Source organism: Sorangium sp. So ce145, assembly GCF_051525985.1.
GTDB classification, from domain to species: Bacteria; Myxococcota_A; Polyangia; order Polyangiales; family Polyangiaceae; genus Sorangium; species Sorangium cellulosum_B.
The window spans coordinates 2955823-2971581 of the sequence record NZ_CP150315.1 but is presented as its reverse complement, the minus strand read 5'-3'; the positions used below and the strand labels follow the sequence as shown (position 1 = coordinate 2971581).

General features: G+C 71.3%; 15 protein-coding genes. 6 read left to right on the top strand and 9 right to left on the bottom strand.

Annotation, left to right across the window (positions count from 1 at the left end):
* Positions 1-4: 4 nt before the first annotated feature.
* The 8 genes from WMF34_RS11430 to WMF34_RS11395 form a co-directional block, all read right to left on the bottom strand.
* Positions 5-1147: a hypothetical protein gene (locus WMF34_RS11430; protein ID WP_437993313.1), complete on the bottom strand. Its 1143-nt coding sequence runs from the start codon at positions 1145-1147 to the stop codon at positions 5-7.
* A 157-nt stretch (positions 1148-1304) separates the two neighbouring features.
* On the bottom strand, positions 1305-2546 hold the full coding sequence (locus WMF34_RS11425) for a FecR domain-containing protein (protein WP_437993312.1): 1242 nt from the start codon (positions 2544-2546) through the stop codon (positions 1305-1307).
* A complete protein-coding gene (locus tag WMF34_RS11420; RefSeq protein WP_012234819.1) occupies positions 2543-3247 on the bottom strand; it encodes an RNA polymerase sigma factor in 705 nt (234 codons plus the stop codon). The genes WMF34_RS11425 and WMF34_RS11420 overlap by 4 nt, the downstream gene beginning before the upstream one ends.
* Before the next feature lie 113 nt (positions 3248-3360).
* Positions 3361-4524, bottom strand: coding sequence for an NAD(P)/FAD-dependent oxidoreductase (locus WMF34_RS11415; protein WP_437993311.1), 1164 nt, complete (start codon positions 4522-4524; stop codon positions 3361-3363).
* Entirely contained in the window at positions 4521-5246 is a 726-nt protein-coding gene (locus tag WMF34_RS11410) for a methyltransferase domain-containing protein (protein ID WP_437993310.1), read from the bottom strand. The genes WMF34_RS11415 and WMF34_RS11410 overlap by 4 nt, the downstream gene beginning before the upstream one ends.
* 4 nt (positions 5247-5250) lie before the next feature.
* Positions 5251-6366 carry a type III polyketide synthase gene (locus WMF34_RS11405; RefSeq protein ID WP_437993309.1) on the bottom strand — a complete coding sequence of 372 codons (1116 nt, stop codon included), beginning with the start codon at positions 6364-6366 and terminating at the stop codon, positions 5251-5253.
* A gap of 240 nt (positions 6367-6606) precedes the next feature.
* Complete coding sequence (locus WMF34_RS11400) at positions 6607-6999, bottom strand: hypothetical protein (protein ID WP_157906606.1); 393 nt, start codon at positions 6997-6999, stop codon at positions 6607-6609.
* Between the two features lie 326 nt (positions 7000-7325).
* Entirely contained in the window at positions 7326-8231 is a 906-nt protein-coding gene (locus WMF34_RS11395; protein ID WP_437993308.1) for a hypothetical protein, read from the bottom strand.
* 78 nt (positions 8232-8309) lie between these two features.
* On the opposite strand from WMF34_RS11395, the gene WMF34_RS11390 reads away from it, so the two are divergent.
* The 3 genes from WMF34_RS11390 to WMF34_RS11380 all read left to right on the top strand — a co-directional run bounded on the left by WMF34_RS11390 (position 8310) and on the right by WMF34_RS11380 (position 10395).
* A complete protein-coding gene (locus WMF34_RS11390) occupies positions 8310-8525 on the top strand; it encodes a hypothetical protein (protein WP_012234813.1) in 216 nt (71 codons plus the stop codon).
* A gap of 91 nt (positions 8526-8616) precedes the next feature.
* Positions 8617-8877, top strand: a complete 261-nt coding sequence (locus tag WMF34_RS11385) for a hypothetical protein (protein WP_437993307.1) — start codon at positions 8617-8619, stop codon at positions 8875-8877.
* Positions 8878-9444: 567 nt separating this feature from the next.
* Positions 9445-10395, top strand: coding sequence for a hypothetical protein (locus tag WMF34_RS11380; protein ID WP_437993306.1), 951 nt, complete (start codon positions 9445-9447; stop codon positions 10393-10395).
* Between the two features lie 232 nt (positions 10396-10627).
* Here the strand turns inward: WMF34_RS11380 and WMF34_RS11375 are convergent, their stop codons facing one another.
* Positions 10628-11710, bottom strand: a complete 1083-nt coding sequence (locus WMF34_RS11375; protein ID WP_437993305.1) for an SDR family oxidoreductase — start codon at positions 11708-11710, stop codon at positions 10628-10630.
* Positions 11711-11770: 60 nt separating this feature from the next.
* Between WMF34_RS11375 and WMF34_RS11370 the strand changes: the two genes are divergently transcribed.
* The 3 genes from WMF34_RS11370 (at position 11771) to WMF34_RS11360 (ending at position 15728) form a co-directional block, all read left to right on the top strand.
* Entirely contained in the window at positions 11771-12724 is a 954-nt protein-coding gene (locus WMF34_RS11370; protein ID WP_437993304.1) for a LysR family transcriptional regulator, read from the top strand.
* Between the two features lie 779 nt (positions 12725-13503).
* On the top strand, positions 13504-14628 hold the full coding sequence (locus WMF34_RS11365) for a glucuronyl esterase domain-containing protein (protein WP_044964603.1): 1125 nt from the start codon (positions 13504-13506) through the stop codon (positions 14626-14628).
* A 20-nt stretch (positions 14629-14648) separates the two neighbouring features.
* On the top strand, positions 14649-15728 hold the full coding sequence (locus tag WMF34_RS11360; RefSeq protein WP_012234808.1) for a hypothetical protein: 1080 nt from the start codon (positions 14649-14651) through the stop codon (positions 15726-15728).
* Positions 15729-15759 lie beyond the last annotated feature (31 nt).

The following is a 15759-nucleotide window of genomic DNA, read 5'->3' as shown; positions in this document are numbered from 1 at the left end:
CGGCTCACTGCGGGATAAAGATCGGCTTGCACACCCCGCTCACGCACACGTCGCTGTCCGAGCAGCAGTCCGTGCTGGCCGTGCACTCCCCACCCGACTCCTTGCATTCCCCGCCTTCACCCGGATCCTCGCCCGCATCGCTGCCCCCGCCGCCGCCGGCGGGCGGGTCGTCGCCCTCACACGTCGGCGTGGGGCACGGCCCCGGCGTCACGGTGACCGTATCCGACGGGTACTTGCTCGGAGAGGCGTGCACATAGCTGATGGTCGCGTCGCCGAAGCCGGCAGCGCCGAACGCCGAGGCGCTCACCCACACGTCGTAGACAACGCGGTAATCCCAGTTCGGTGCCTCCGAGTTGGGGGTGTAGTTCTCGTCCGTCTCCGGGGAGTCTTCGAGGTACGCGCCGTACCCGCACGCGTTGAGATCGCGGTCGAGCGAGGTGGTCGCCGCGACGACGGCGCCGGCGTCTCCGAGGAGCATCTTGCCCTCCCCGCCGAGCACGCCGAGCGACGCATACCCCGAGGGGCTCGCCTCGTCGGCCGAGAGGTAGTCGACGTAGAAGTCGAGCACGAGCTCGCCCTTCCCGTTCGTCAGCTGGAACTGGGCCTTGTCGCTGCCCACGAGATCCTTGAACGTGTGGCCCCCGTGCCCCTTCGGCTTCGGCCCGTCGCCGGGCTTCGGGCCGCCGGGCTGCGGGCCGGCGGGCTCCTCGCCGCCGCCCCACCCGATGGCCGTCTCGCCATACGTGTTGTCGACGAACGCGGGGTTGAGCGTCAGCCGCACGTGCACGAGCTCCTCGCTCTCGGCGATCTCGACGACCCGCTCGACGAAGGCCATCGGGGTCGTCGGGTTGTTGTTCGTGTAATAGCAGTCGACCTGGGCGGTCCCGTCCACGGGGACACCCCGGGCGCTCGCGCCGCACGAGAGCGGATCGAGATCCGCCGTGATGGAGTCGCCGGCGCCCGACATGCCGGCCCCCGGGAAGCTCGGCGCCGGCGCGCCGCCCTCGCCGTCCGACGGGACGCAGTCTTCCCCGGAGACGATGCGGCCGTCTGCGCCTCCTGTGCCCGATAGGGAACAGCCCGCGCCGAAGGCCGCGAGCGACAACAGCCCACCACAGAACCACCCCGTCAACGCGAATGAACGCATCGAGATCCTCCCAATTCGAAAGCAAGCACGACCTGGAGCGCAGCCGGCGAACCCGATCGCCGGCGCGATGATCTCCTCGATGAAGTGAAGGTCGCCGGAGGCGCCGGGAGCAGGCAGGGATTCGTCAAAAAATCGAGACGGCCTCGCGCGCGGGCGCTCAGGGGCGAGCGCCGCCGGGGCGGGAGGCGGACGTGGCCTCCTCGCGCCCGAAGCCCTGCGGGTAGTCCTTGAGGTACCGGCGCGCCTCGGCCGCCGTCCGTTCCTTGTCGCCGAGCATCTCGATCGCGCGCAGGCGCTCCACGCGGGCGATCTCGGCGAGCGGCGAGTCCGGGTAGCGGCCGAGGAGGAGATCGAGCCGCTCGATCGCCCGCCTCGGCTGCCCGCGCCGCCGCGCCGCCATCGCGCCCTGGAGCAGCTCGTTCTCGGCCGTGAGCGAGGCGCGCGGCGGGGCCTGGCGCGCGTCGCGCGGCGCGCGCGGCTCCCCCGCGCCGCCCTCGCCGGCCCCGTCGCCCGTGCCGCCCTCGCCGGCGGCGCTGTCCTGTCCGAGGTCGCGGGGCGGCGCGGGCGCGTGGTCCGGGCGTCCCTCGGCGGGGCGGTCCGACCGGCGCTCCTCGTCGCGGGACGACCACGTCTCGCCCGGGCTCAGGAAGCGCTCGACCTCGCCGCGGTGCACGGCGACCCGGCCTTCCACGACCGACACGCGCGTCTCGGCGGGCTCTCCCGCCGCGTCGGGCCGCCGCTCGACGGAGAAGCGCGTCCCGTGCACCGTGACCACGGCGTCCGACGTGTGCACCGACAGGCTCGTCCCCGCCGGCAGCGGCGGCACATCGACGGCGATCCTGCCCTGCTCGAGGGCGACGACGTCGCCCGCGCGGTCGCTCCCGGCGCCCACCGGCGCGAACCTCACGCGCGTCGAGGGCCCGACCTCGACGGTGGCGCCCGTCGCGAGCGACGCCTTGGCCCGCGCGCCCTCGCCGGTCCGGAGCTGCTCGTCGCTCGCGAGCGGCACGAGGGCGAGCGACGGCGGCGAGCGGATCGCGTCCCCGGCCGCGATCTCGACCGCGCCCTGGAGCGCCGTCACCTGCGCCGCGGCGGGCGGGGCGTCGCGCGCCCGGACCACGAGGAAGACGCCGGCGGCCGCCGCGGTCAGGGCGGCCGCCAGCGCCGCCGCGGCCAGGGCGGCCCGCTGCCGCCGGGCGGCGCGGGCGCGCCGCTCCGCCGCGTCGGCGACGAGCTGGTCGATGCGGCCGGCGATCCGCTGCTGGAGGTACCTCGCCTGGACCCTGGGCAGCGCCGGCACCGGCTGCTCGACCAGCGCCCGCAGCGAGGCCTCCACGCTGTCCACGCCAGCCGCCGCGGCGCGATCCTCCGGGGTGGTGTCAACGTCGTCCTGCTTCATCGTGGCTCCTCGGGTCGAGCGGGGTCGCGTCGCGCCGCCGCCTCGGGTTCAAAGCGCGCCTGGAGCTCCCGCCGCCCCCGCGACAGCCGCGACTGGGCCGCGGCCACGGAAACACCGGTCAAGTCAGCGATTTCCTTGAGGGAATAGCCCATGGCGTGGAGCAGCAGCGCGGTCGCGCGGTCGCCGTCCATCGCCGCGAGGTGCCGGCGCAGGGCCTCGAGATCGCGCTGCGCGCTCACCTCGCGCTCGGGGTCGGCGCCCTGCGAGGGCGGCTCGGGCCCGGCGCCAGGCTCCGGCGACCCCGGCGTGCGATCGATGACCTTCCGCTCGCGCCGTCGGGCGCGCAGCGCGCTCAGCCCGACGTGGCAGGCGATGACGGACGCCCAGCCCGCCAGGCTGCACTCCCCCGCGAACCGGTGTTTGGTAAGTGTGCTCACGATCTGCTCGAACGCGGCCTGCACGAGGTCGGCGTGGTCCTGCTCGCGGCAACCCAGGATCCGGTACAGGGTCCGGTCGACGGCGGGCAGCAGGTGCTCGTAGAGCCGCAGGCCGATCCCTCGCTCGCCCCGCTGGAAGGCGAGCAGGATCTCCTCGTCGCTGACGGGCGCGGGCGCGGGCGCGGGCTGCCCCCCACCGCCCTGGGCGGAGACGAGCCTGAGCCGGCGGCCTGCGGGGTGTGGCTCGGCGGTTCCCATGCTCATGCACAGTAGCCGGTCCGCCCGAAAGCAGGCTGAACGGCGGAGGATCTTCCGCGATGCCGCCGCGCCGCCCCCTGGCTTCGCCAGCGAGGCGTCCGGCCGGAATCCTCGTCGCTCTAGCGTGTCGCCCAGCGCGGCCCGCGCCCGCCCTGCAGCGCGGCGGCCGGCAGCCCTCCGCGCACGAGCGCAGCCTCGGACACGCGCGTGCGCCCGGCCACGGCCGCCATGAGGCCCGGGCAAAGGCGCGCCGCCGCGCCGAGCGCCGCCTGGCCGGGCCGCCGCACGAGGCCGTGAGAGAGGCCGGTCGAGAGCAGCACCTGCCCGAGCACGTCGCGCGAGAGCCGGCGCTGGAACGCCTCCGCGCTCGCCCCTTCGAGGTACGCCGTGGCCGCGAGCCGCGCGCTGTGCAGCGCGATCGACATGCCGTCTCCCGAGAAGGAGGGGATGACCGCCGCCTGATCGCCGAGGCGCCATATCCCGTCCGCGCGGCGCTGGACATGGCCGTACGGGATCGCCGAGAGCGCGAGCGGCCGCGCCCGGCACGGCTCCGCGCCCGCGAGCCGCGCGTCGAGGTGCGGCGACCCCTCGCGCATCGCGCAGAGGAGGCGGTCCCAGCGCTGCCCGAGCGCGGCGAAGCGGCCCTTGCGGACGAGGAGGCAGAGGTTCGCCCGACCGCCCTCGACCGGCTGCAGACCGGCATAACCGCCTTCGAACAGCACGAGCTCCACGTGCCTGTCGAGCTCCGCCGCCTGCCGCGGCGACAGCCGCCAGTGCATCTTGAAGGCGACGAGATCGTCCTGCAGCCCAGAAGGCCGCCTCAGGCCCCGGACGTCGTGCTTGCCGGTCGCGAGGAACGCCGCGCGCGCCGCGATCGCGCTGCCGTCCTCGAGCCGCGCCTCCCAGCCCGCGCCTGCCCGCGCGAGCGCCTGGACCCGGACGCCCCGCCGGATCGACGCGCCCGCCGCCGCGGCGCGCGCGAGCAGCGCCTCGTCGAGCACGCGGCGCGACAGGCTGAGCGCGGAGAACGGCAGCGCGGCGGCCGCGACCCGATCGCGCTCGACCAGGCGCACGGCCTCGATGGGCGCCGCGCCGAGCGCCGGCAGATCGAGCCCGAACGACGCAAGGTAGAGCGCGGCCTCGCGCGACAGGAACTCGCCGCAGACCTTGTCCGCCGGGCACGCCTCGCGCTCGATCAGCGCGACCTCGCGCCCCGCCTGCGAGAGGAGCAGCGCGACCGCCGCCCCGGCCAGGCCTCCTCCGACGACCACTGCGTCGTTCACGGGACCTTGAGCCTCCCGACGGTGAGCCGGAACGGCATCCACCACCGAACCTCGACGGCGCGCGGGTCGAGCCCGGCCTCGGCGATGAGACGCCGCCAGTCGCTCGCCGAGAAGGCGCGGGCGATCGACACCGGGCCATCGTGCTGCACGAAGCGGTGCCAGCCCGCGAGGCGCGAGAGGTGGCGGAAGAAGTGATAAGGCAGCGGGTGGCGGTGCAGATCGTTGATGAACCAGCCGAGCCGCGCCTTCGCCTCCATCCAGGCGAGGAAACGGACGACCACCGGATCGGGGAGATGATGCGTGAAGAGCGAGCTCAACACGACGTCGATGCCGCCGGGCGGCTCGTAGGCGAAGGCGTCGGCGGTGACCCAGGTGATCGGCCGGCCCGGCGGGGTCGCCTCGGCGGCCGACCGGCGCGACCACGGGTTGAGGTCGACGCCGGTGAGCGAGACGGCGATGCCGCGCGCTCTGGCCCACGCGTCGATCCGCCGCAGCATGTCGCCGTGGCCGCTGCCGACGTCGATCACCTCCAGCGGCCGGTTCTCGGGCAGGCCGCGCGCGACGAGGCGCTCGAGGAACGCGAACGTCGGCCGGTGAGCGAGCGTCAGCCGGTTGACCTGCGCCAGATCGACGAGGCAAGCGCGGAAATCCTCGAAGTCGACGGGCTGGGTATCCATCAGCTCGTCGAGCGTGGATCGACGCGAGAAGTCGAGGGCGCCCATGGGTCTAGGCCGTATGGAACAGCACCGTCTCGGCGGTCAAACCGGGACCGAACGACATGGCGCACCCGCGCATGCCCGGCCGCGCGTCCGCGACGATCGACTGGAGCACGAACATGATGGTCGCCGAGGACATGTTGCCGAAGCGCGCGAGCACGTCGCGCGACGCCGCGAGCGCCAAGGGCCCGAGCTCGAGCGCGTGCTCGACCGCGTCGAGCACCGACCGCCCGCCGGGGTGCACCGCCCAGAGGTCGATCTCGCCTGGCGCGGCGCCGTCGAGGATCGCGCCCGCGGCGGCCCTGAGCCCCCGGTCGATCGCGCCCGGCACGCGGCCGGACAGGAACATCTCGAAGCCGAGGTCGCGGATGTTCCATGTGATGAGCTCGCGCGTCCCGGGCACCACGACGGCGTGGAGCCGGTCGAGCGCGAGCCCTTTCGGCTCGGCGCTGACCACGGCCGCGGCGCAGCCGTCGCCGAACAGGAGGAACGACAGCATCTGATCCATGGCGACGGCCTCCTGCAGGTGCAGCGTGCACAGCTCGACGTTCACCACGAGCACGCGCGCCTCGGGCGCCGAGCGCACGATATGCCGCGCGAGCTTCAGCGCGTTGATCGCGGCATAACACCCCATGAAGCCGATCATCGTGCGCTCGACCGATGGATCGAGGCCGAAGCGCTCGACGAGCTCGAGGTCGATGCCCGGCGCGGAGAAGCCGGTGCACGACGTCACGATGACATGGGTGATCCGGCGCGCCGCGCTCCCGAGGTCGAGGCCGGAGACGGCCTGCGCGGCGAGCTCCGGCGCGTGCTTCTCGTACAAACGCATGCGGTCCGCGGTCGTCGGGAAGCCGCCGCGCAGGTAGAACCGCCCCGCGTCGATCGAGGCGCCGCCCACCTCGGCGCTCGGCGCCAGCACGGAGAACCGGTGTGAAATCTGCGCCTTGTCCGCCATCCGCCCGAACAGCACGCGGCTGCGCTCGTCGCTGAAGAGCGTGCTCGCGAAGCGGACAAAAGAGGAGTGCACGTCGTGCGGCGGCACGGCCGTGGCAATGCGGTTGATGTAGGCGGTCGCCGGCGGCCGTCCCTCCGCGGCCGAGCCTCGACAGGCATCATCGCCGTGCACCAGGCCTCCTCGCGAATCGTTAAAATTGGTCACGCTCGCAAGAAGCAGGCATCGAGCATGCCACCTGCGGTGTTGCGCCGCCGACCAACGGAGGGGGAACGTGGCGTCCGCGACGTCGACGCTGCGTGGCCGACGAGCTCACGCTGGATCGTGCGCCGGAGACGTCGGCCGCTGTCATGGCGGCGCCGTCGTGAGCCAGTCTGCCGCCGTTCACGACGCCGTGGTGCGCCCCGCTGCCTGTCAGCTCCCGAAGGCCGCGAAGCGCCCCGTCCGCGCCTGGATCACCTCGTCGAGCCAGCGCAGCAGACCCGCCAGCGGCGGCTGCTCCTGCGCCTCCCGGTGCCATCGCCGGATCTCGCGGCGCCCGGAAGGCGTCTCGATGTCGAAACCAACCAGCGCCTCCCCCGGGATGCCCATTCGCTTCGACGCCGTGTCCACCGTCGCGGCGGAACGCAGCAACCCATCGAGCGCCGCCAGCTCCGACTCCGACAGGGGCTCCGGTCCCCGGTGGATCTCCTCCCCGAGCGCCTGGCCCGCGAGCGTCACGCTCCCCCCGGCGTCGACGCTCACCACCCACGCGCCGAACCGCCCGTTCGGGCCGTACGCCGCGCCGCCCCGGAAGACCATCCTCATGATGACGAGCATTGTGCCCCGTCGAGCCGAAGCTGAACAGCGTGGAGTCGACGGCGTCCCGGCGCCCCACAGCCGGTACGGGAGAGCACGCCGGCCTGATGGATCCGAGTCACGCGTCCGCTTTCCGGGAGGCGGCCGCGGGACGGCCGCCTCCCGGCAGGTCAGCAGGCGTGGAACTGCACTCGGACGTGATGCGGTCGTGCTGGAACGTGAGCGAGGGCGTGTCGACGGCGCGCCCCACGAACGCCTATGCCCTACAGAGCCACCCCGTGCGCTCGCCTTGTGACAGGTGGTGACAGGCGAAGGCGCGCCAGGACGCCTCCGCCTCATTCGGTGGTGCAGTCGGGCGCCGAGCCCGGGTCGGCCACCCACGCCGCGAGGCGCGCGGTCCCGGCGTCGCCCCACGCATCGTGCGCGAGCTGGTTGAGCCGGCACCACTCATGACGCGTCTGCTGGATCGCGAGCGACTTCGCCGCGAGGTGCTGCTCGACGCGATCGGTCAAGGAGGTCTTGTCCTTGCTGAGCTCGTCGTGGGTCATCGCCACCGGGGGCGGACAGTCGTCGCCTGGCTCGTAGTCGACCGTGCCCGAGACAAGTCCATGGGCGGTCGTCCGCCGCTGGCGGAAGGTCACGATCGCGTACTCCGGGTACGGCGCATCGTCGTCGCGAGTCACCGACGCCCCCCTCGGCTTTTGGCCCTGCACGACGATGAAGCCCGTCGACGGCACCGCGGAGTACGGAGTGAGCGCGGGGAACGCCGTGAACGACTGGTCCACGAGGACGTCGCCGCCGAGCTCGACCCAGTTCGTGTGTGCGTAGAAGTCCTGCACCGCGTGAAGCGAACGGGAAAACGCCAGCAACGCCAGCGCATCACCACCCAGCTGCGCGAGGCCCGGGCCCAGCGCTGCCACCGCCTCGGCTTGCTTCTCGGCGATGAATGCGGCTCCTCCGCTGAAGTTGCAGTCATCGAAGTGAGCAGCATTGCTGAAGTGGAGCTCGGCGTCCGTCGACACATTGCCGATCTTCAGGGCGCTGATCACCGCGGGCTTCAGGAACGCCAGCGCGGCGCTGGTGATCTCTTCGTGGTTCGGCTCACCCGGCGCCGTTGAAAACGCATCGGAGCTCTCTCCGAGCGCCTCGGCTGTTCCAGGCTCGCCGGCGCAGCCGAGCGTCAGCGAGAACCCCATGACTCCCACGATGAACGCAGCGTGCTGATGAATATCTTGCAGCATGTCTTGTATAACTGCAAAGCGCGGTCCAGGCGTGCGGACTGAGCGTTCGTCGAGAGAGACGCGCGGAAGGAGCTTCGCGTGAACGCGCTCGCGCCCGATGAGCGCACCTCATCGCCTGTCATCCCCGTCCACGCGCGAACCGCACGCGTGCCTCACTGCGGCATTCCGCCACACGGCGACGACGCCTTCGCCGAGCTCGTCGACGAGGCGATCTGGCTTGGCCACATGGTCGTCTCCCTGCGGGGCCGAGCGGTCGCTACCAGATCGAGGCGGCGATCCAGTCCGCTGGAGTGAAAGCGGCCCCTCGATGCATGGTCGCAAGCAACGTGATAAATGGATCCGAATCGAACGCTCATTGAGTCTCTCCCGAGCAGGTGCTCGCGGCATGGCAGCGAGCGGCTGGACAGGCGGCGTGCTCGCCAGCTTCCATCACGAGGCGAACAGTGCTCCGCGGCGCAGACGCACGAGTACGTCTCTCACCGCTCGGCCGCATCGAGAACACGGTAAAGCAACACGCGGCGAGCACGCTCTCGATCTCCTCAAGTCCGCGGGGCGGACCAGGGAGAGCGTGCTCGAGGAGATCGACCTCGCGATCGACGGCTGGCTGAAGGAACGGGTCCGCGCCCTGCGCCCGAAGACGCCGTGAAGGCACTCCCGGCGAAGAAGGCGGCCCGCGTTCTGTCGCAAGTGCCCGCGCAGTGCCGCAAGATCCCGCGCACCCGCGCAACCGCCTGCGCTCGGCCGTCAGCGTAGGAGTCTGACGACGGCTCGTCTAGGCGCCGCTCGTTCGCAGGTTTTGGCCGAAATTTCGAGATCACGGCGCCCGGGCGACTTCATGGAACAGCCATTGCTCATGCGCGGTCGCGGCACCTGAACGAGAGGAGCTCCAACGCTCGGTGACGGCGAGAGGCTCGCTGTGCGGCAGACCGGCAGCGGCGCTTCACGGCCTGCACTGCAGCATCGCAGCGCGGCTCTGATGGTCGCAGCAGCCCGTTCGGCTGCTCCGGCGGAGGGCTCCTCTCGTTCGTCGTTCGTCGTTCCAGCGGTGCCGCTCGGCGCGAGAGGCCATCTCGGCGCCGGAGGACGCGATGCATTTCATTTCATCAGCACGAAGGGAACTATCTTTATGATGAACCTCCGCACGCTCGCGGCATCGGGCGCACTTGGTCTCATGTCGTTCGCGGTCGCCTGTGGCCCTGTGGGAGATCCGGCCGTGGACGATCTCGAATCCGCGCCCGTCGCTCATGGCCTGAGCATCGTCGACATGGATGAGGCGGCCGGGAAGCTCGTCCTGAAGTTCGAGAAGGACGGCCGCACGATCACGTATGATATGCGCCTCGGCCCGAAGATGGAGACGCCTCCGACGCCCGAGGAGCTCGCTGCGAACCCCGAGCTCCCGACCTATCAGATCGACGCGCAGGTCCTCGACGCGAACGGGCAGCCGTTCAGGATGCAGATGGGCGGCGATGCCTTCATCGACGCGAGCTGGGCGATGCCGCGCGTCGAGGGCTTCGACGAGGCGGGTCGGCTCGCGGACATCCGGCTCATGCGCGACGCGGTCCCCGCGTTCCGCGCGCTGGAGCTGCCAGAGGGCCTCGCAGAGCTGCGGCTCGCGGGCATCGAGATCGGCCTCGGCGTCGACGGCCTCTCCGAGAAGCCGGGCGCCGAGATCCCCGCGAACGAAGCGCCGGTGATCGGCGGGGGCGCCCTCGCTCCGCAGGGGCTCGAGTTCGGCGGGAGCGCGGTCGTGAACTGGGACTACCAGATCCGGAACAAGGCTGTTGCGCTCGGCCTCGGCGACCACACCGCGGTCCTGCTCCGCGGCTGGTCGTCGTCGACCAACGTCGTCTTCACCGCGGCCAGCTGCAATCACGGCGCCTGCGCCGGCGCGTCCTCCATGAACACGCACTGCACGATGAGCGGGTTCCGGCCCGACGACGGCACACACACGCGCTATTTCTACTCCGAACCCTCGGGCTCGACGAGCCAGGTGAGCGGCGGTTGCTCGACGGAATACGCCTGGGACAGCGGCAATAATCAGCACAACTGCAATGACGACGCCGAGCTCCAGCGGGACGCGATCTACAATGATTCGTGGCAGTCCACCACGGCGGGCCCCTGCAGCACGCGGGGATTCCACAACCGGTCGCCCGGCTGCCACTGAGCCGTATGAGCTGTAGCTGAGGCAGCGACGGCCGGCCTCGCGCGGGGCGGGCCGTTCACCTCCGCTCGTCCGGCGTGGTAGCGCCGAGCTGCCCGGCCCCCGTGGAGGAGGGCTCGCGCTCGCGGTGCTGGGGATTTCACCCCATCGTGATCACCGAGATCAGCGCATCGTGATCGCTCGGATCAGCGCATCGTGATCACCCCGATCACCATCGTGATCAGCGGGATCACGGTCATGATCGCGCGGATCGGCCGGGCGCATTCCCGGGTGTGGCGCGGAAGCGCGTCGCCACCAGGTAGTCGCACCAGCGCTCCACGCTGGCGTGGATCGGCGGCATCACCAGACCGACCGCGCGGGCATGGGCGTCGGCCGCGCTGGTGTCATACGCATCCTCGGCGAGGAAGGACAGGCTCTCTCGCGTCACCCCGGTGAGCGCCTCCGGCAACAGGCGCACCAGGCCGAGGGGCAGCACCCACGCCGGGGGGCTGCGCCTCAGGTGGGCGGCGATGCCGCGGACCAGCGCGGGCAGCCGCGGAGTCGCCTGATCGAGGACGCAGAGGTCCTGTTGCGCGGTCTCCGGGCGCTCGGGCACGCTCGCCAGGAAGCGCGCCAGGTAGTCGACCGTCACCAGCGGCAGGAAGGTGCGCTCGCTGCCGACCAGGGCCGGCAGGCGGCCCCGCCAGAGCTGCTCGACCATCTCGCCGACGCCCGTGAGCTGCGTTGTCTCGCCGGTGCGCGAGTCGCCGATGACGCTGCTCGGATGCACGGCCGTCCAGCGCAGCCCGCGCTCGGCCGCGAAGCGGCGCACGGCGAGGAACGACTCGTGCTTCGACCCCTCGTACGCGCCGTGCTGGCGGTAGAGCCGGTCCCGCGCTCGCTGCGTCAGCGCGCTCTCCGCGCCCGACCGGGCGCCCGCGTGCATCATGCGGTAGCCGCCGAGGTAGACGAAGCGCCGCAGGTGCGGCCGCCCGAGCGCCCACTCGGCCGCGTGCAGCGAGCCCTCGACATTGCAGCGCCGCGCCTCCTGCACGCCGAGCCCGAAGGCGAAGCGCGCCGCCAGGTGATAGACGTCGCGCACCTGCTCGAAGCGCTCCGACAGACCGAGCGACGCCGCCTCGACATCGCCCTCGACCACCAGGAGCCGCCGCGAATCGCCGCCGTGCGCGTCGACGAACGCGGCAAGCTCGGCGGCCCGCTGCCGCGCCCGGCGCACCGGCGCTGCCACGGCCTTCGTCCGGGTCAGCTCGGCCAGCAGCCAGCGCCCGATGAATCCCGTACCCCCCGTCACCATGACCTCGACATCGCACGCTCTCATAGGCCGCCCAGCATGCGTCGCTGGACCCATGAGGAAAATGGGATGTATCTCATGCCAGGTATGAGCGAGATCGATATCCGCAGCATCAATCTGAACCTCCTCCCCGCCCTCGAGGCGCTGCTCGTCGAGGGCAGCGTCAGCGCCGCGGCGCGCCGCGCCCACGTCAGCCAGTCGGCGATGAGCCACTCCCTCGCGCGCCTGCGCGAGCTCTTCGGCGATCCCCTCCTCGTCCCCCTCGGCCGCGGTCTCACCCCCACGCCGCGCGCGCTCCAGCTCCGCGCGGCCCTGCCCGCCGCCTTCGAGCACCTCGGCCGCGCCCTCGCTTCCCCCGAGCCCTTCGATCCGCGCACCTCGGCGCGCACCTTCCGCGTCGCCACCATCGACTACTTCGAGCTCACGACGCTGCCCGACGTGCTCGACCACCTGGGCGAGCACGCCCCCTTCGTCCGCCTGGAGATCGAGCGCTTCTCCCCTGACGTCACCCCCGCGCTGGTCCTCGGCGACATCGATCTGGCCCTGTTCGGCGCCTCGCAGCCGGTGCCGGCCGCCGGCCTCCGCCGCGCCCCGCTCTACCAGGATCCCTTCGCCGTCATGGCCCGTAAAGGCCACCCGGCGATCAAGCGCCGCCTCGATCTCGACACCTATGTCGCCCTCGGCCACGTCCTCGTCAGCGTCGAAGGCCACCGCGGCGGCGCCGTCGACCGCGCCCTGGCCCGCCTCGGCAAGACCAGGCGCGTGGCCCTGCGCCTGCCTCACTTCATGTCCGCGCCCCTCGCCGTGCGCAGCTCGGACCTGCTCTGCACGATCCCGAGCAGCGTCGCCCAGCGCGCCCGCGAGCTCTTCGGGCTTCGGGTGTTCGCGCCCCCCTTCGCGCTGCCCGCCGCCCAGGTCGTCGCCGTGTGGTCGCAGCGCCACGACGACGACCCGGCGCAGCGCTGGTTCCGCGACCTCTTCTTCTCGGGCCGCGCCCTCTCGCCGCGCCTGCGGGCCCTGATCCGAAGGGGCGCGGCTTGATCGGGGGATGTTCTATGGCTGCGCCGCCTGACCACGGCGGCGTCGGCGGGCGCGAGGGTGTCATTCTTGGCAGGGTAAGGAGTGCCACGAACATCGAGGAGCTGACTCTCGTGAATCCATCGAAACAGCGAATCGCAGCGTGCGCCAGTCGACACGTCCGTGCGCATCTCGCAAGAATCGACATTTCGCAAGAGCCGAGAACAGTCCATCTGAGCGGTACGCGCAGCGCACGGACGTTACGAAAAGTAGCACAAAATCAGCTTGAAGACGACCGGCAAAGTGGGGAATAACTTCGGCGGCACTCGCGGGTCGGGCCCTCGTCCGCCATCCCACCGCCCGACCCCAGCGGGATCCTGTTTCACGACACTTCACGAGGAGCGCTCAACATGCGTCTACGCACTGCACGTCCCACGATCTCTTTGGCTTTGTTCGCAGTGCTGCCTTGGATGCTCGCCGCCTGCGGCAGCGAAGGCGGATCGGAGGATCCCAGCGGTTCAGGAGGAAGCCCTGCAGCCAGCACGGGAGGCGTCGGCGCCAGCGGCAGCGGCACCGGAGGGACGCCGACGGGAACTGGTGGACCGTCCTCTTCGACCGGTACCCCGACCGGGACGGGCGGCGACGCGACGACGAGCGAAGCCAGCACCGGTGGCGGGGGCCCGGCCGGAACGGGCGGAGCGCCGGGAACCGGTGGTACCGGGGGCAGCGGCGACGGCGGCAACGCCGGGAGCGCCGAGTGGGGCGAGGTGGAAAACCCTGGAGCCGGGTGCACCGTCGGACCGATGCCGAGCGTCGCTTCGCTCACCGCGAACTCGAAGCTGCCGGACCCATTCAAGAAGATGGACGGCAGCCGCATCGCGAGCAAGAGCGAGTGGGCCTGCCGGCGCGAAGAGATCCTCCAGCAAGCGTACAAGTTCATCTACGGCGACAAGCCCGTTCCGGCAAAGGGATCCGTGTCCGGTACCGTGAGCACCAGCAGGATCACGGTCGAGGTCAAGGATGGCGGCGGCAGCGGCTCGTTCAACCTCACCGTGAACATGAACGGGGCGACGGCGCCCGCCCCGGCCATCATCGGCTACGGCGGCCTGAGCGGCATGCCGGTTCCGAGCGGCGTCGCGACGATCACCTTCACCGCGATCGAGTCGACGGGCACCAGCGGCGCGAAGAACGGGCCGTTCTACAGCGTGTACGGCTCGGACCATCCCGCGGGTTACCTCACGGCGCAGGCCTGGCAGATCAGCCGCGTCCTCGACGTCTTGGAGCAGAACCCCGGCGTCATCGATCCGCGCCGGGTGGGTGTGACGGGTTGCTCACGCTGGGGCAAGGGTGCCTTCGTCGCCGGCGTGCTCGACAACCGCATCGCCTTGACCATCCCGGTGGAGTCGGGTCTCGGGGGCACGATTGGCCTGCGCCTCGTCGAGGTGCTCGATAGCTACAGCGGCTCCGAATGGCCCTATCATGGCATCAGCTACGTCCGCTGGCTCTCGGAGGTGGCGCTCGGCCAGTTCACCACGGGCAACAACGCTGGGGCCGACAACACGAACAAGCTGCCCGTCGACATGCACGAGATGATGGGCCTCATCGCGCCGCGCGGCCTCTACATCGTCGACAACCCGAGCACCATGTACAACGGGCTCGATCGGAACTCGGCGTGGGTCACCGCCAACGTCGGCAAGATGATCTTCGAGGCGCTCGGCGTCGGAAACCACATCGCCTACACGGGCGCAGGTGGGAGCCACTGCAGCTGGCGCTCGCAGTACACTGCATCCCTCAACGCCATGGTCGACAAGTTCCTGAAGGGCAACAACGCCGCGGCGACGGGCAATTTCGCCACGGACCTGCCCAACAAGCCCAACCACATGGATCACATCGACTGGACACCGCCGACGCTCGCCGGCGAGCTTTGATCCAGCGCGGAGGTAGACGCATGAACCCTAGTTCGTTCCTCTCTCTCGGGGTCGCCATGGCCCTGACGCTGGGCGCTTGCGGCTCTGGCGAAAGCGGTGACGCCACGGGCGGCACCGGAGGTGGTGGAGCCTCGAGCGGCGCGGTGGGCTCGGGCGGCCAGAGCTCCGCGGGAAGCGCCGGCGGCACGCCGCAAGAGACCGGCAGCGCCTCATCGGGCGGCGCCAGCGGCGGCACGACGTCGACCGGGGGCGCGGGGTCGAGCGGCAGCACCTCCAGCGGTGGTGGATCCGGAGCGGCCACCAGCGGAGCGTCGGGGTCGGGCGGCGCTCCGGGTGGCGGCTGCACGCGCGAGCTCCTGGATGGCCTCCTGGACGACTACTTCGCCGCCCTCGCCGCCGGGGATCCTTCCAGCCTACCCCTGGCACAAGGCGTGAAGTTCACCGAAAACGCCGTGCAGGCCGAGATCGGCACGACGGACTTCTGGAAGAACGCTGGCGAGGTGAAGCATTCCCAGCGTGCCCTGGATACCGAGGCGTGCAGCGTCGGCGCGCAGGCGGTGATCCCGGAAGGCGGGAGGGATCTTCCCGTCGCCCTCCGCATCAAGGTGGAGGGCTCGGAGATGACGGAGATCGAGACGATCGTCGTCCGCCCGGGCGACTACACGGCATCCTTCGCGGTCGCCTCGAATCCCGCCGCGATCATCTCCATCGCGGACGACATCGGCTGGCACGACGAGGTCCCGGAGGCCCAGCGGGCCACCCGGGAAGAGCTGACGAGCTGGATCGACAAGTACTTCCGCGCGTTCCCCTCCGGCGTCTGCAACGTCACGGGAGACTGCAGGCGCCTGGAGAACGGGGGCGGCAACTTCGCTTGCGGCGCCGGAGCCTCCTGCAGCGCCGGCGATCCTGGGTCCGGCGGCGCCTTCATCCCGCGCGTCATCCTGGCCGACGAGGTGCGCGGCATCGCCATCGGTCTCACCATCTTCGACTTCATGACGGACGGGCATCTGGACATGCATATGATCAAGATGTCCGGCGGTCAGGTGCACGCCGTCCACGCCATCCTGCGCGACACGAACGGCATGTCCGGCTGGGAGTGAGGGCGACCTCCCTCGCCGCTCGCGTCGAGTC

What these genes read in the sequence shown, in the direction of transcription:
- WMF34_RS11430 (WP_437993313.1), bottom strand. Translation starts at nt 1,147, where the DNA reads ATGCGTTCATTCGCGTTGACGGGGTGGTTCTGTGGTGGGCTGTTGTCG.
- WMF34_RS11425 (WP_437993312.1), bottom strand. Translation starts at nt 2,546, where the DNA reads ATGAAGCAGGACGACGTTGACACCACCCCGGAGGATCGCGCCGCGGCG.
- WMF34_RS11420 (WP_012234819.1), bottom strand. Translation starts at nt 3,247, where the DNA reads ATGAGCATGGGAACCGCCGAGCCACACCCCGCAGGCCGCCGGCTCAGG.
- WMF34_RS11410 (WP_437993310.1), bottom strand. Translation starts at nt 5,246, where the DNA reads ATGGGCGCCCTCGACTTCTCGCGTCGATCCACGCTCGACGAGCTGATG.
- WMF34_RS11400 (WP_157906606.1), bottom strand. Translation starts at nt 6,999, where the DNA reads ATGAGGATGGTCTTCCGGGGCGGCGCGGCGTACGGCCCGAACGGGCGG.
- WMF34_RS11395 (WP_437993308.1), bottom strand. Translation starts at nt 8,231, where the DNA reads ATGCTGCAAGATATTCATCAGCACGCTGCGTTCATCGTGGGAGTCATG.
- WMF34_RS11385 (WP_437993307.1), top strand. Translation starts at nt 8,617, where the DNA reads ATGGCAGCGAGCGGCTGGACAGGCGGCGTGCTCGCCAGCTTCCATCAC.
- WMF34_RS11375 (WP_437993305.1), bottom strand. Translation starts at nt 11,710, where the DNA reads ATGAGAGCGTGCGATGTCGAGGTCATGGTGACGGGGGGTACGGGATTC.
- WMF34_RS11370 (WP_437993304.1), top strand. Translation starts at nt 11,771, where the DNA reads ATGAGCGAGATCGATATCCGCAGCATCAATCTGAACCTCCTCCCCGCC.
- WMF34_RS11365 (WP_044964603.1), top strand. Translation starts at nt 13,504, where the DNA reads ATGCCGAGCGTCGCTTCGCTCACCGCGAACTCGAAGCTGCCGGACCCA.
- WMF34_RS11360 (WP_012234808.1), top strand. Translation starts at nt 14,649, where the DNA reads ATGAACCCTAGTTCGTTCCTCTCTCTCGGGGTCGCCATGGCCCTGACG.